This window comes from Sphingobacterium paludis (assembly GCF_004364125.1).
Taxonomy (GTDB): Bacteria; Bacteroidota; Bacteroidia; order Sphingobacteriales; family Sphingobacteriaceae; genus Sphingobacterium; species Sphingobacterium paludis.
In genome coordinates this window covers 104,295-120,918 of record NZ_SNZV01000009.1, presented here as the reverse complement: position 1 = coordinate 120,918, position 16,624 = coordinate 104,295, and the positions used below count along the sequence as shown (strand labels likewise).

8 protein-coding genes are annotated in these 16,624 nt (G+C 44.4%); all 8 read left to right on the top strand.

Going from position 1 to position 16,624, the window contains the following annotated elements:
- Positions 1-10 precede the first annotated feature (10 nt).
- The 8 genes from B0I21_RS16840 to B0I21_RS16805 all read left to right on the top strand — a co-directional run bounded on the left by B0I21_RS16840 (position 11) and on the right by B0I21_RS16805 (position 16,621).
- On the top strand, positions 11-673 hold the full coding sequence (locus B0I21_RS16840) for a DUF3826 domain-containing protein (RefSeq protein WP_133641646.1): 663 nt from the start codon (positions 11-13) through the stop codon (positions 671-673).
- A 121-nt stretch (positions 674-794) separates the two neighbouring features.
- A complete protein-coding gene (locus B0I21_RS16835) occupies positions 795-4,046 on the top strand; it encodes a SusC/RagA family TonB-linked outer membrane protein (protein ID WP_133641645.1) in 3,252 nt (1,083 codons plus the stop codon).
- 20 nt (positions 4,047-4,066) lie between these two features.
- Positions 4,067-6,079, top strand: coding sequence for a RagB/SusD family nutrient uptake outer membrane protein (locus tag B0I21_RS16830; protein WP_133641644.1), 2,013 nt, complete (start codon positions 4,067-4,069; stop codon positions 6,077-6,079).
- An 819-nt stretch (positions 6,080-6,898) separates the two neighbouring features.
- Complete coding sequence (locus B0I21_RS16825; RefSeq protein WP_133641643.1) at positions 6,899-8,545, top strand: DUF5123 domain-containing protein; 1,647 nt, start codon at positions 6,899-6,901, stop codon at positions 8,543-8,545.
- Positions 8,546-8,592: 47 nt separating this feature from the next.
- Positions 8,593-11,805 (top strand): SusC/RagA family TonB-linked outer membrane protein, encoded by a 3,213-nt coding sequence (locus B0I21_RS16820; protein WP_133641642.1) that lies wholly within the window; start codon positions 8,593-8,595, stop codon positions 11,803-11,805.
- A gap of 11 nt (positions 11,806-11,816) precedes the next feature.
- A complete protein-coding gene (locus B0I21_RS16815; protein WP_133641641.1) occupies positions 11,817-13,682 on the top strand; it encodes a RagB/SusD family nutrient uptake outer membrane protein in 1,866 nt (621 codons plus the stop codon).
- A gap of 30 nt (positions 13,683-13,712) precedes the next feature.
- Positions 13,713-14,681: a hypothetical protein gene (locus B0I21_RS16810; RefSeq protein WP_133641640.1), complete on the top strand. Its 969-nt coding sequence runs from the start codon at positions 13,713-13,715 to the stop codon at positions 14,679-14,681.
- Positions 14,682-14,983: 302 nt separating this feature from the next.
- Positions 14,984-16,621 carry a polysaccharide lyase gene (locus B0I21_RS16805; RefSeq protein ID WP_243836204.1) on the top strand — a complete coding sequence of 546 codons (1,638 nt, stop codon included), beginning with the start codon at positions 14,984-14,986 and terminating at the stop codon, positions 16,619-16,621.
- Positions 16,622-16,624: the final 3 nt, after the last annotated feature.

The window sequence follows — 16,624 nt, the reverse complement described above, 5'->3', positions numbered from 1 at the left end:
ACATTTAACAATGAAAAGAAAAATACATATTTGCTTAGCGGTAGCGTTGCTATGCCTGTTCAAGATGACGTTTGCACAGTCCGATCGCGAGAAGTACCTCCAAGTGATTACCGAGCGTTCCGACAAGATCATCGCGCAATTGGCCATTACGGATTCTGCGACCTATAAGAAAGCACGCACTGTGGTTGTTCAACAGTATGATCAGTTGAACACGCATCATGAGCAGCGTGAGGTGAAGATTAAGGCGCTTAAAGACAAGTATGCCGGGCAAAAGGAAAAACTGGATAGCGAACGCAGCAAGCTCGAAGCGAAGGAAGATGTATTCTTGCAGAAGCTGCACAAGCAATACATCGGTAAACTGAGCAAATTGCTACGTCCACAGCAGGTCGAGCAAGTAAAGGATGGCATGACCTACGGTGTCTTGCCGCTGACGTATGGCGCCTACCAAGACATGATTCCTACGCTAAACGAACCGCAAAAGGAAAAAATCCTGACCTACTTAACCGAGGCGCGTGAGCTCGCGATGGATCAGCCGGGATCCCGGGAAAAGCATCAAGTGTTTGGAAAGTATAAAGGCCGAATTAATAATTATCTTTCTTCCGAAGGCTACGACCTCAAAGAAGAAGGACAGAAGTGGGAAGAACGAAAGGCGCAAAAACAGGCCAAAAAATAATGTTAAATACGGAAGGATTTACGAACTGCTGTTGGTAAATCCTTTTTTGCGTCAGTATGCTAACTAAAAAAGAGAGAGAATAATTTATAAGCTGTAAACCTATTTTTATAAGAGAGTAACGATGAGTTTTAATTCAATTTTTAAAAGCAGGCTTCTTTGGCGGGGTTTAGGACTTTTTTGTCCTGTACTGATTATGATGCCGCAGGGGGAGATTTTGGCTTTCGCAAAGCCTGCTGAGATGGCGTCCGTTTCTGCCAGATTTGTCAACATAACGGGAAAGATTTTGGATGGCCAGGGAAGGCCAGTCATCGGCGCAACCGTAACCATCAAAGGAACCAATACCAGCACCCAATCGGATGAAACCGGGGTATTTCGGTTAAACGCGCCTCCCGGTAGCGAAATGTTGGTCGTAAGCTTCGTGGGCTTCGAAACACAGGAAGTTGCGATCAATGGAAGAACGACGATCGAGGTAACGATGGAGCCGGTAGCGGCGATTGATGAAGTTGTGGTGGTAGGCTATGGTACGCAGAAGAAAGAGCATCTTACCGGTGCAATTCAAACAATAAAAGCAGAGGAGATTGAAGATATCCCCGTTACCAACGTAGGAGCAGCTTTACGAGGTCGACTTGTCGGAGTAGGGGTTAGTGGCGGAATCAACCGTCCGGGGCAGCCAGCCAATATTAACATTCGAAATGCCTATACCGTGTCGAAAGATGGTGGGACGACACAACCTTTGTACGTTATTGATGGCGTTATCCAAATCACCTCTCAAGGTGTTCCAGACAATACGTTTTTCAACACGCTAGTGCCCTCAGAGATAGAAACAATCACTTTTGTTAAAGATGCTGCCGCGGCTGTTTACGGCTCACGCGGTGCGAATGGCGTAGTAATCGTGACAACAAAGCGCGGCAAGACAGGTGAGCCAAGGATCAGCTATTCAGGTTCATACGCTTTGAACGACGAGTCTTTTCGCCCAAAAATGATGAGCGCTTACGATTTCGGTCGTTACATGAATATCATGAATGGTCCCTATGGTGCAGACTTACCCTATGAAGAAAATAACTTTTTCTCGCCTGATGAGTTGGAGCACTTTAAGACCATCGATCATGATTGGTTAGATGCTGCATGGTCTCCTTCACATCTCACACAACATGCATTAAACGCAAGTGGAGGTACAGAAAAAGCAACCTACTTTGCGGGAGTATCCTATCAAGAACAAAACGGAAACTTAAGTACCGTAGATTATTCGCGATGGAATTTTCGTGCGGGTGCAGATGTAAAGGTATCTAACGCCTTAAAGGCAGGAATCCAAGTTTCAGGTAACTACTCCAATAATATTAAAACATATAACAAGATATCTGGAGAAAATGACGATAATGATTACCGCACCTTGGTTTCAAAACCGCGTTATATCCCCATGTACATTGACGGTTATCCGGTGAGGGGCCCCGGCGCGAATGATTTATCACAATATCATTTCTTTGAAATTGATAAATACAATAACGTTTCCGATCGTAAAGGTCAGGCAATGACAGTCAATTTTTTCGCCGAATACCAGGTGCCCTATGTCGATGGCTTGAGTGCTAGGTTTAGCTATGGACGTAATTTTGAAAGTAGCAATACGCAACGTATCGGCGGGCGTTATGACCTTTACACATTTAATATGGGTGGCGAGCATAACCATATTTACGACGGCGCCACAGTAGACCGCGCGATCAATGTCAAAAATGATGATCGCATTTCTTTCATCAATACCAATGGTCGGTCGCAGCAGATGAACTTCAACCTGAATTACAACCGAAAGATTGGCTTACATGAAGTAACAGCACTGTTTAGCGTAGAACGGGCTGAGTCGGAATCAGGTCAAGAGAATGTGATGCGTGACCAACCGCTGCAAAATAACAATGGCCAGTTCAACACCGCTTTTGGTGAGATTTCTGGAACCACTTTCGCTTACGAGTCTGGATCGCTCGGCTACATCGGTCGGCTAAATTACGCCTACGATGATAAATACTTGGCTGAAGTGCTTTACCGCTCTGACGCATCCACACGCTTCGCGCCGGAAAATTACTGGGGCAACTTTTACTCCACATCAGTAGGATGGGTACTATCTAGAGAAAACTTTTTCAAAGCAGATTGGGTAAACTTCCTTAAAATTCGGTATTCCTATGGGAAACTGGGTACTGACGATACACGAGCGTGGAACTGGCGTCAGCGGTATACCTTTCAAAATGGTCAGGGCGCCGTATTTGGAGGAAATGGAATAGCGGGAACCGGGTTGAGAATGGAAGCATCACCAAACAGAAATGCCAGATGGAGCGACCATTACAAACAAAACTTTGGTATTGATGCGAATTTCTTAAACAACAGACTTTCCGTAAACGCCGACGGCTATTATAATAAGGGCCGAAATTTGTTGATGGAGCTTACAGCCAATGTCCCCGTAACGGTGGGTGGTACCATAGCATCAGAGAATTTTGGAGCTATTGATACATACGGTATTGAAGTGTCGACGGGTTGGAATGATAAAATAGGAAGTGATTTCAATTATGGGATCAATCTTCGCTTTAGTTGGAGTGACAACAAAGTAATCAAAGGAAATTTCAATCAGCAGGATATTTTGTTGCCATGGCAGCCAAAACCCGGACAGTCGAGCGACAACGGTATGTGGGGGCTGGATTACTTAGGCATGTTCCGCAACCAACAAGATATCGACGCTTATGTGAGCCAATATAACATTCGGGAAGTGTTTGGGGTACAAGCCGAAAACCTGCAACCTGGAATGCTGTATTACAGAGATGTTCGCGGCACTTTGCAGGCTGACGGTACCTTCTCTGGTCCTGATGGTATCATCGATGAAAATGATCAAATACAGTTAGCTCGAAGACGCGACAGCCACTTTGGATTAGGCACTACCATTAATCTATCTTACAAAGGAATAAGCTTATCGATGGTCGTTAGCGGTAGCTTAGGCGGATGGGCAGAGCATGATGGTGGTGCGCGTAAAAAATTAAACAACAGCATTTCAAGGGTATACGAAAATATGCCTGCTTTTTGGTCTGATATCTATGATCCAGAACTTAACCCGACAGGCAGATATCCCAACCCACACTGGGAAGACATCAACCTAACGCCTACGTCAACCTTCTGGCAGGTTAACTCATTCCGTATGGCCATGCAGAGTGCCTCATTAAGTTACAACCTGCCGAAGCATGTCGCGGAATACGCGAATCTAAATAATGCACGGATTATCTTTTCCGCAATGAATCCTATGACGTTCTACAATCCTTTTAATTACAGAGACCCCTACACTTCTTTCGACGTTTACCCTAATTTAAGAACCTACTCTTTAGGCGTAAACTTAACCTTTTAATGATTTAGACGATGAACAATATGCAAAGAATAAGAACAGTGATCGTGATATGTATAGCATCGGCGCTAGTTGCTGGTTGTAAGGATGATTTTCTAGAAGAAAAAAGAGATTTAACCGGTATCAACGAAGAAGTTTTTGAAAATGAAAGTACCGCGATTGCTTATGTAGATTACGTTTATGGATTGTTTCAGCCTGCGTCGAATAGCAGCAATTCATTTTATTGGTCACTTGCTGTAGGTGGCGATAATTTAACGAGGACAACGGAAGAGCTTTCGGGCCAAACTGATATCAATAGGCCTTGGACAAACATTGCATTCCATCAGGCGCATGCACTGCCTTATTTCGGCAACCGCCTAAGTTCTTCCATTTCAAATAATACATGGACACGAATCCGCCAGATCAATATCTTTTTAGCGGAGATCGATAATCACGGGTTGTCCGAGGAAGTTACATCGCCTTTAAAAGGTCAAATGTATTTCTGGCGAGCCTTTCAATACTTTGATTTGCTGCGTCTGTATGGTGGCGTTCCTCTGGTGCTGGAACCGCAAGATCCGGTAGGGGCAAATGGCGTCAATTTAGAAGTTCCACGGAGCTCATCTTCGGAAACGTTAGCACAAGTTATAAGCGATTTAGACGAGGCCATACGATTACTCCCTGGCGAGTGGGATACGAACAATTGGGGACGTATTACACGTGGTGCAGCTGCGGCATTAAAAGGTAGAGCACTTCTTACTTGGGCGAGTCCTTTATTTAATAGAAATGATGAGCAGGCACGTTGGCAACAAGCTTATGAAGCAAACTTGGCGGCAAAAAATTTATTGGAAGAAAATGGGTTTGGCCTTTTCAAAACAGGTAGCTTAGCCAACGCAGAGGCGTGGGGCAACATGTGGTTTACCGAAGTTAATAATCCAGAAGCGGTAATCGTTTACGGATTTAATAACAGCACGACGGATCAACTTGGTAAAAACAATTATTGGGAATACGCTGCACGTTCTACCGAGACTAATGGCAATGGATCTATATCGCCCACGAAGCAAATGGTAGATGCATTTCCTATGAAAGACGGTAGATATCCTGGCAGTTCAAACTACAGCTACGATGAGAAGAAATTTTATAAAAATAGAGATCCACGGTTCTATAAGACGTTTGCATACAACGGTGCGCGATGGCCTTACCGAGAGAACCCCAATTTTGTGCAGTGGAGCTACCGCTGGTATAATGCTACTGCGAATGTAGCCGGCAATCCAAACCAAACGACGGAAAAGCAAGGGGCAAATGCTAGCGGCATCTATCTGGCGAAAGCGACAAACCCAAATGCGTCCAATGTAGATAATTTTTCAATCAGTGGAACCGACGTTATGGAGTTGCGCTTTGCGGAAGTGGTTCTTAATTTGGCAGAGTCCGCCATTGGAATTGGACAACTTAATGAAGGAAAGCAATTGATTACGACGATCCGGGAACGAGCGGGAGTGGAAAATTTGGATGGCTCTTATGGTCTAACCGAAGCTAACAGCAGGGACCAACTTTTTAAAGCGGTTCTAGATGAACGTAGAGTGGAGTTCGCTTATGAAGGAAAGCGTTTTTGGGATTTAAGAAGATGGATGCTTTTTGACGAATCAAGTCCGACCGTAGCTAGGTTGGGTATGCAAGGCCAGACATTAAACGGTACGCGACGGACGGGATATTTTATTATTGCGAAAAATGCGGACGGTTCTCGGTATCAAGGTGATAGCGATCCATTGTTAGCTTCTGCGTCGGGGGCGGCACCTGTGATAAACAGAGAGCCTAGTACTTACCCTCCAGGCATTACCACATTCGAGCAATATGTCGACTATCTCTATGACAACCATTTTGAAATTGTTGAGAAAGATGATCTTGATCCGATAAATCCTGCAGGTTGGGTGTTTTCATGGTATGATCAATATTATTTCTTCGGTCTAAGTCAAACAATTATGAATTCCTCACCCTATTTAGAGCAAACAAAGGGGTGGAACGGCCTAAGCGGAGCGGGCACGTTCGATCCTCTGCTTTAAATTTAAGACCATTTAAAAGCTGTAAAACGAGGTCGACAGAATATGTCGCCTCGTTTTTTTTATATCCTACCGAATAGCTTATTTCCGTCATAGTATCATGACGCGATAAGCTAATATGCTACACGACTGGCTGAAAATAATACAACCAACCAAGCTTTTTGCGAGCGCTAAATCGTTAACCTGATGATTGTAGGATATAATCCTACAGGTCTTAGGAAATTCATATATTTGATTCATCAAATATATGCTGAAATTGGCTTCTATCACGGTCGTTAACAGTCGAAATTCAAGAAAATTTGAGCTGAAACAAAAGATAGGAACGTTTCTCTGACTACTATTGAATTAGGAATAAGGAGCTGGTAATATCGTATAATAAGTAGATAATCGCTTATAAAATTTCTATGTAAAGAATGCGTTACTTTGAAACGTGATGGGATCCATGTTCATGTATGATTTGTAGCTAACCACAACGTTATACAGGTATTTAGATAAACCGACAATCTTTTCTATTCGGAAAGAAAGATGTTTTTATCCTTGGGTCGATTGGCAAGCACTTTAATTAAGTTAATTATATAAACCTAGTTATTATGAGATTTACAAAGATTTACTGTTTAGGATGGGAACAATCAGGCATAACAATCTTGCACACGGTCCGCAATAGTTATGTAAATTGTCGCTAATATTCGATTTTAACTAATCATGACCTTTTAACCTAGCACAATGCAAGTTTAGCTTTTTTGTGCATACGAAAAATGTAACTGTTAACCTATTTTTCTTTTTTAGATTAAGTATTAAAATTAATTAAATAACCTAATTATCATGAGATTTCCAAAGATTAATCCAATGAGGCTATTTTATCAAGCGTTGTTTCTGACCTTAGTTGCCGTCGGCATTGGCGGTTGCAAGAAAGAACCAACGGTTGGTGATCGATTCAGTTTGACTAATTTTAATGGTGCTGTCCAGATGTCGCATGCCGATACATCTGTTACGTTTAGCTGGGAGCCTGCTTTAAAGACATGGGAAGGGGATCGTCCTGCACCCGAGGTATCGTACGAGATCACCATCGCGAAGGATGCTGAATTTATGGATCCTGATGCGATAAAAGTTATTCAAGATTCCTTGACGTTTACCATCGGCAAAGAAACGTTGACACCTTACCAAAGCTACTATGCGCGTGTCAGGACTGTGGCAAGTCCAAGCATGTCTGGGTCTGCGTGGGTGAATTACGTGAGTAGCACCAGTGCAAGAACGTTTAGCGTGTTGCCAGAGATTAGTTATTTTAAACCTTCTAAAGTGGGTGATGTAATAGACGTTGCGGCTAGGTTACGCTGGATTCCCAATTCACAGGTTACAACGTTGGTGCTAGTGTCTGAAAGTTCAGGATTCCGTAAGGAGCTCGTACTTACGGATGAGCAGAAAAAAGATGGCTTGGCTACAGTGAATGAGCTGCCAGCTGGTGAAAGTTTACGTGCGGAACTCTACCTGGTAGTTGGAGAAAGAGGCCTTCAAAGAAGAGGGCGGCAATCCTTCCGTACTAAACCCGATGTGACCGGCGCGGGCTATACGGATTTACGAGGTTCTGCTGATCCGCTGGTATTGGTATCAACTTTACCAAATGCAGCTCCCGGAGCGAAGCTCGTGCTCAAACGCGGTGTGACGTACACATTTCCGACAAGTTACCGATTTGATCGTTCAGTCACGATTATGAGTGAACCAGGATTTGGTGAACCAGCGCATATTCAGATCGCTTCATCCCTGAATGTACAACCTGTTGGGACGATAGATTCTATCAAGTTTGATGATGTTAGGCTAAGTAGCAGCCAGTCCGGATATGTGTTTAACATAGCTGCGGAAGGAAAAGTTGGTAAAATTGAGTTTGAAAACTGTATACTTTCAAATCATAAGGGTGTGGCTCGTATTACTGCTACAACCAACACGGTATTTTTCGAAGTGTCAAGGTATGTTGTTAACAATTGCATCATTCAGGATCTCAATGATCTAGGTGTGGCCTGTGTAGGTAATGCAAATGCAAATGCATCTTTCAAAGATATTTCCATTACGAACAGTACCATCATCAATTCACAGCGTTTTATTTATAACCAATTGAATAAGCGGACAAATCACGGAAACTCTTGCGCGGTCAATAATGTGACATTTTATAACGTGGGAAGTGGACGGTTTTATGATCTTATGAATGACGGAACCTTTACAGGGGGGCTTAGTATAAGCAACAGTATAGTCGGTGTGGGGACATCTTATGGGGATGTGAATATACGCGGAAACTCCAGTATGGCTGTAACCGTATCGAACAGCTTTGTCACATCTGATGTCAGAGGACAAATACTAAACATTCTGAGCGCCGCTAACACATCGTCTACTAACATTTTCCAAGATCCTGCAGCGCGGAATTTTACGATCCGAAATCCAGTCTTTAATAATGTGGGGGATCCAAGATGGCGACCATAAGTGGAGATGCTTTTAGTTATAATATTATTCAAGGGTAAACTAATTTAATGATGCTAAATAACACTATAAATTTACCAACTCCTTTTCGGGCATTGGTTAAGGGATTGGCGTTGGCATGCGTGCTTTCCACGCCGATGGCAGGAATTGCCGCTAAAAAAGCGGTGAGTGGTTATACGTCCAAAGCAGCGCTATTTGTTAACATTACGGGAAGGGTTGTGGACGTAAATGGCAAACCTATTGCTGGGGCTACGGTACTTGTAAAAGGCTCGAAGGCTGGCGTTCGAACAGATCAAAACGGTACCTTTCGCATCAATGTGCCTTCGGAAAATCCTTACATCGTGGTCAGCTTTGTGGGCTACAAGGTGCTGGAAGTCAATGTGGCGGGTCAACAAGACATCACCGTAGCACTGGAAGAGTCCAGCGCTGCAATCGATGAGGTGGTCGTAACAGGATATGGTACGCAAAAGCGTTCGGAAATTGTAGGATCGGTGGCTACAATAAAGGGAGAGGAGCTAATGGATATTCCTGCTCCAAATATTGCGGGAGCATTGCGCAATCGTATAGCTGGGCTTGGCGTGTCGGAAGCTTCCGGCCGTCCAGGAGCGCGTATTTCTTTGAATGTTCGTAATTCGACAACGAGTGCTGCTGGTCAGTCTATCGGGTCGACCAGTGAGCCTTTGTATATTATTGACGGTATTACCGTTAGCAGTGATGTTTTTGATAACCTCGATGCCTCCATGGTGGAGAATATTACGGTGTTAAAAGATGCTTCTGCCGCGATCTATGGAGCTTCAGGTGCGAAAGGGGTTATCTTAGTGACGACCAAGCGCGGCAAAGTTGGAAAACCGAGTATTTCCTATAACGGCTATGCCGGGATTACGGATGCCGCCAGAAAACCCGATATGTTATCGGCCTATGAGCTGGGTGTCATGTTGAACGAAGGGTATAGAATGAATAATGCCTCTGCTGATAGATACTTCAGTAATGATGATCTAAAATACCTACAGGGATTGAATGCAGATAGCTGGTATGACCAACTTTGGCAAGCGTCTTTGACGCAACGTCACAACCTGAGCATATCTGGCGGTTCCGAGCGAATTACTTTCTTCGTCGGCGGTGGATATCAGAATGAAAACGGCAACTACGCCGGTACCAAACAGGATAAATACACACTGCGTAGTGGGATGCAGGCAACCATCATTGATGGCTTAAAAGCAGATGTGAACTTCAATATTGATAACCGTATTCGCAAAAGCAACAACGGATTGGGCAATGATACTGACCAAACATTTTTTGAAACATTGCTTTCTACGCCGGATTGGATTCCTATGGAAATTAACGGTTTGCCGGTTAATTTCGCGCGCACGGGCACACGCAATCCTTTGGGTCTTATTAACTCGGGATTCTATGATGAGCGAAATTCACAAAACTATCGCGTGAATGCCAGCTTGTCCTACCAACCGAAGTTTCTGAAAGGCTTCACGGCAAAAATACAGGTGTCCACAGGCGGGGAAACTAACAACAATACACAATATTCCCCACCATACAATTTGTATACGTTTGTGACCATGGGTAATAACCAACAGTTCTATTCCACACAACTAACGTCGAACCCCGAATACCAACCTGTAACGCCGCAGAGTTCCGATTTGACAACGTTGGTGTCTCGTTTGAATAGTACGCAAGGTTTTGTTACATTATCCTACGCTAACACGTTCGGCAAACACAGTATTGACGGGGTACTCGGGGGCGAGCAGACCATGGCTTATGGCGAAGGTCTATCATCCCGCTATATCAATCAGCTGATTGCTGGCTCTGATGAATATTGGGCATTCGACATCAACACACAGCGGACGGTACGAACGATTGCGGAAAGTACGAAGCGATCATTTTTCGGTAGAATTGCATATGATTATGATAAGAAGTACCTTTTGCAGATTGTTTCTCGTCTCGACGCTTCATCAAACTTTGCTACTGGCCAACGTTGGGGATTGTCTCCAAGCGTCGGTTTGGGCTGGGTAGTGAGTGAAGAAGGCTTCTTCAAAGATAATATATCCTTCATCAATTTCTTAAAGCTGAAAGCTAACGTGGGGATTGCGGGAGACGACCGCGTGGCAGACAGGTTGTGGCAAGACCGCTATGCCATAGATAATGATAACGGCTATCTTTTTGGTGAGAGGTATGGTGTGGGGCTAAACCCAACCGCTTATCCCAACCCTTCCATAACCTGGGAGAAAAAGCGTACCGTCAACGTTGGTGTGGAAGCCACTTTGCTAGACAATAAATTAAATTTTGCTGCCGAGTTTTTCCAAAATAAGGTTTACGATGGTTTCGATCAAGGTGGTGTGACATCCAACCCGCTATATTCGGGTATCATCGCGCCACCCGTCAATTACAGGGAAGCATATAACTGGGGCTCTGAGTTTTCCATCGGCTATAACACCCGTGTAGGCAAGGATTTTAGGATCGGTACAAGTATGAACTTTGGATGGGGTAATTCCGTCGTGACGCAGATGCTATTTGCACCAGCGAGTTATCTAGTAACTGATCGTTCGGATGGCAACTGGTTGGGCAATCAATTTGGTACAGATCCGAGACGCTACAATAGCAGCAATGTAGGGTATAAGGTATTAGGCATGTTCCGCACACAGGAGCAGGTGGATGCATACCTTCGTGAAAATCCGAATTATCGCATTGGTGGACAGGTCCCGCAACCCGGTTGGTTGATTTATGAAGATGTTAACGGAGATGGTGTTGTTACGACACAGGATCAAACGTATCTATTTGATCGCACAAATCCGTTCTTCTCAACAGGGATTACGCTCAACTTAGGCTACAAAGCGTTAAGCTTGAGTACAAATATCTTCGGGAGATTTGGAGGCAAGGTGTTTATTGACGGAAATTCTAGATCGGCGCCGACAACGACACGGAACGTAATGGCGTTTTGGAGAGATCGATGGACACCTGATAATCCTATGGAAGGAACATTTCCTCGGGCGGATGATCCCCTTATTGGTGTAAATGCAGATTTTTGGGCGTTGAATGCGACGACTATACGGATCAATAACATGACGTTAAAGTATGCGCTGCCAGCGACGGCCACCAAACGGGTCGGTTTGTCTAATGCAAGCATCTTGTTAACGGGTAATAACCTTTGGACATTGGTGAATCCATTTAGCTATAAGGATCCGTACACGAATAATGCGTATAACTATCCAACGGTGCGCACGATATCAATTGGTTTTAGTGCTGGTTTATAAATGAAATTGTGATGAAAACAAATATAAAGACGATAGTAAGAAAAGGTCTCGGTATCCTACTGATGTCTGGCATGCTCACGGCCTGTAACGATGATAAATTTTTCTTGTTGGAAGATCGTAATGGTCTAGGCAGCGATGTGGTTTGGAACTCTGAGGGTTCGATAGACTTTCACCTGAACAAAACTTACGAACTCATTATTCCCAAATGGCCACATCAGGTGATCCCCAATCGGTGGGAGATACATTTAGCAAATGACGAAAACTATTTTGCCTCTGTCGCGGGACATGCTGCGCGGGCCATGGGAATCAATGGAGAGGCGCTTCACAACCATGATGTATTTTACGTGGGAAACATCTACACGTTGAATTACGGCAGTAACCGCTATATGGATATTGCACGATGTAACAATGCGATAAAATTCCTCCCTGAAAGTACCATAAGTGAAACCTCAAAACGTCGGTTTCTGGGGCAATACCATGCTATGCGAGCCATGGTCTATTTAGAATTAGTGAAAATATATGGAGGAACCCCTTTAGTGCTGGAACCCCAAGACCCGCAAAATTTAGAGGCAAAAGGACGAGCGAGTGCACGCGCGTGTTTTGACGTCATTATTGACGACTTGACAAAGGCGGTAGAGTACCTGGAAGGGGTAACCTATGCAGGCGCCGATTTTGGGCGTATTACCCAAGAAGCGGCGGCCTCGCTGAAGGCAAAGGCGCTTTTATACTGGGCTAGCCCGCAGTTTAATCCGCTGAACGATCCTAAGCACCCTTACGACGCATCTCGATGGCAAGCCGCCCTAGAAGCTAATAAGGCAGCCTACGATTTGTGTGTGACTAAGGGACATAGCTTAGTTGCCGATTATGCCGAGATTTGGCGAACAAAAGGGGCAGCAAATAAGGAGGCGATTATTTCCAGATCTTATTCCTCGACACTTCCTAAAAGAGGACACAACGAAGAACGGAAAAACCGTCCGGAATCGGAGGGTGGAGCGCCTGATCGCGCTTACCGAGCAACTTGGAAATTGCTCCAGGCGTATCCGATGAAAGATGGTAATCGCATTGATCAAGCTGGCAACTACAGCTACGACGCGGTCATGTTTTGGCAAAATCGTGACCCTCGCTTTACAGCTACATTTGCGTACAATGGCAGCGCTTATCCGCTGAGTAACAAAGGAAATAGTCGAATTCAGTGGACTTATGTGGGAGCTACTGTGGATGGGATTGCAGAAAGCGCCAACTGGGGGATATATACCAAGAAGTTTACGACGCCGACGCTACCTGCGTCCAATGTTCCGTTGGCAAACGATGTAGGTGGTAGCGGTATGGATTGGATTGAGATGCGTTTGGCGGAGGTCATGCTTAATTACGCCGACTGTGCCAACGAAACAGGTGATATTTCCACGGCAAAAAATATGGTTCGCACCATAAGGCAGCGGGCCGGTATCGAGGTAGGGAACAATGACTACGGCCTCGGAAGCGCTGCAAGCATTGCAGACATGCGCGATCTAATTTTGAATGAACGCATGATTGAATTTGCCTTTGAAAATAAGCGCAATTCTGATCTACGCCGTACGCGCAGGTGGCACCTGCTATCGGGCGAATCGTTAGAAACAATTCGTATTGAGCTGCAACCGGGTGTCGATGCAGCAGCGCTAAATGCAGGCAGTAGGAACAACATCAATGTGGAGAATAAAGCGCAATATCAGCAGAATTTTAGAATGTCCATCCAACAACAAACTACAGGCTTTGGTTCTATAAACATTCCGGAGTATCACAATTTCTATACCTTCCATAATGATTTTGTTTGGCGAGGAGTTGATATCTACCCGACGATTGGATGGGCTGGCGGAACGTTTGATCCTTTGGATAATTAATACGGTATTCAAAAAAACTAATCAGGAAATATGACAACGAGAAAAATATTGGCTTTTATGACCGTCCTTGCCTTGGCTACGTTGGCGTCATGTCGTGTAGAGTCAGATAACATTTTTAACATGTTCGACGACGTCAAGATAACGTATCACAATGATAGTGATTATACGGTTACCGACTATAGAAAATACAATGATGGCGATAGTGTGCATATTAGTTTCACTATTACATCGGCGAATCGAGACATGATGAAGATAGTCGTGGAATCGACCACGGGTAACGGCGGATCTAACGAGCGAAATGAAGTTATCCTACAGAGCAATGAACGAAGGTCATACAGCGGTAGACTTCGGCTTAAGATGCGCCGAGATGGCCGGGCTACATTTCGTGTTTTTGCATTGGACGAAAAGAATGTCTATATGGGGGATGGTTATAAATCGGTAACTATAGAGGGCGCGCCCAGCTATACCATTTTGGCGGATAGAAAGGTTTACCGCCCCAACGCTGATAAGCCGGAACTACCAACTTTTTACGCCATTGCACAAGGGAAAGCGTATACGTATGCTGAGGGCTTAGCAAATTCGTCGGATATCGATTTTGGTATCTATGCACGAATAGATCAAACGCAAGCAAACTTGGGTCGTCTGGTGTTTAATTTATATTCCGTATCTGCTGAACCCAATCCATATCCCGCTTTTGATTTGTCTAGTTGGACAAAACGCAGGACGTTATTTAGTGCGCCCATCAGAAATGCGGGCGGGCCAAGTGGAATTTTTAATACCACCTTAGTTTCATCCAGCAGAATAGAGGAGGAAGCTAAGAAGCAAAACATCAACCAAACGCAAACAAACCTAACGGAATTTACAACTGCCTTAAACGCAGGTACCTTGCTATACTTTTTAACACCAGAAGGAAAATATGGCGCTATACTTATTAATCAGAGCACGGTTGATGCGGCTAATAACGAATACTTGAGTATAAGCACGAAAATCCAAAATTAAGAGCACTTCATGCCGTTAGGTGATGGCAAATATTTTGGCGATGCAAATCCCTGTCAGTAATCTTGCTGATGGGGATTTGCATATCATTGTAACAATCATGTATAATATTGCTTATTTCATCGGCGATAGTCGAGTCATCTATGCTAATATGGTAGAATAACATGATAACGTAAGCTATTTTACACGGTAAAAATCTGCGTTACTTTGATTATGCCATTTATAAATGAGGTCGTATCTGTGCGCCTCAACGGATGGGTGAGTAGGAAAGGAAACAATGTCAAATTTTAATTAAAATACAAAAAATGAGATTTTTAGTAACTCCATTGATGTTAATGGTGTTTGCTTGTTTATTGACGTTCAAGGCAAGTGCACAATACCCAAAAATTCCAGCTGAAGTTAAAAAGGCTTCTGATGATATGATGAGCGCTGCAAGAAAGCAGTCTGACGCAGCATGGGCAAAGGCATTGCCAGTTATCGAACAGTACGCCAAACAAGGAAAACCTTATATCCCTTGGGCGGGCCGCCCTACTGATTTGCCACAAGCAGAAATTCCAGCTTTCCCAGAAGCGGAAGGTGGAGGCAAGTATGCCTTTGGTGGTCGAGGTGGCCGTGTTATCGTGGTAACAAGTTTGGAAGATAACGGCCCCGGCTCGTTACGTGAAGCTTGCGAACAAGGCGGGCCACGAATCATTGTATTTAACGTTGCGGGTATTATCCGTTTGAAAACGCCCTTAATGATTCGCGCGCCGTATATCACCATAGCGGGCCAGTCAGCTCCTGGCGACGGCGTATGTGTGGCCGGAGAATCGGTGTGGATTGATACACACGATGTAATTATACGCCACATGCGGTTCCGTCGCGGAGAAACCTTTGTTGGACGGCGTGATGATGCAATCGGTGGTAACCCTGTCGGTAACATCATGATTGATCATGTCTCGGCTAGCTGGGGGCTCGATGAAAACATGTCCATGTACAGGCACATGTATAACGATAGCACAGGAAAACAAGAAGAAAAGCGGGGTACAGTAAATATCACGATTCAAAATTCGATCTTCTCGGAAGCCCTAGATACTTGGAACCACGCTTTTGGAAGTACGCTGGGAGGCGAAAACTGTACGTTCATGCGTAACCTTTGGGCGAACAACGCAGCTCGTAATCCATCTATTGGATGGAATGGTATTTTCAATTTCGCCAATAACGTCATCTACAATTGGGTACATCGAGCTATCGATGGTGGCGACTATCAAGCCACATACAATATCTTTAATAACTATTTTAAACCAGGCCCCGCCACGCCGGCCGGACAGCCCATTAGTTACCGCATTTTAAAACCGGAATCCGGGCGGAGTAAGTTGCCTTATGTTGTTTTTGGCCGCGCTTACGTAGCGGGTAATATTGTAGAAGGAAATGATCAAGTAACGTCCGACAACTGGAACGGCGGCGTGCAGGTGGAAAACAAAGAAGGTAAAGGCATGACGTTCGAAGAAGCTACACCATACTTTGCCGCAATGAAAGCAGCTAAGCCTTTTCCGCATGCGGAGTTTAACATTATGAGCGCAAAAGATGCATATGGTTATGTACTTGAAAATGCAGGAGCAACCTTGCCAAAACGTGATCCGGTAGATTTGCGTATTGTGAAGGAAGTGCGCGATGGGAAGCCTACGCCGTTGAAAAATGTGAAGCTGCCGGAAAAAGATTTTGAACACCGTCGCTTAGCAAAGGATTCTTACAAAATAGGTATCATCACCGATATTTCACAGGTAGGCGGTTACCCAACGTACAAAGGGAAATCCTACAAAGATTCCGATAACGATGGTATTCCTGACGATGTGGAACTAAAAATGGGCTTGAATCCGAAAGATGCTAGCGACGCGGCGAAAATCACCGAATCAGGCTATGCTAATATCGAGATTTACCTAAATAACCTCGCTTCAAAATAAATT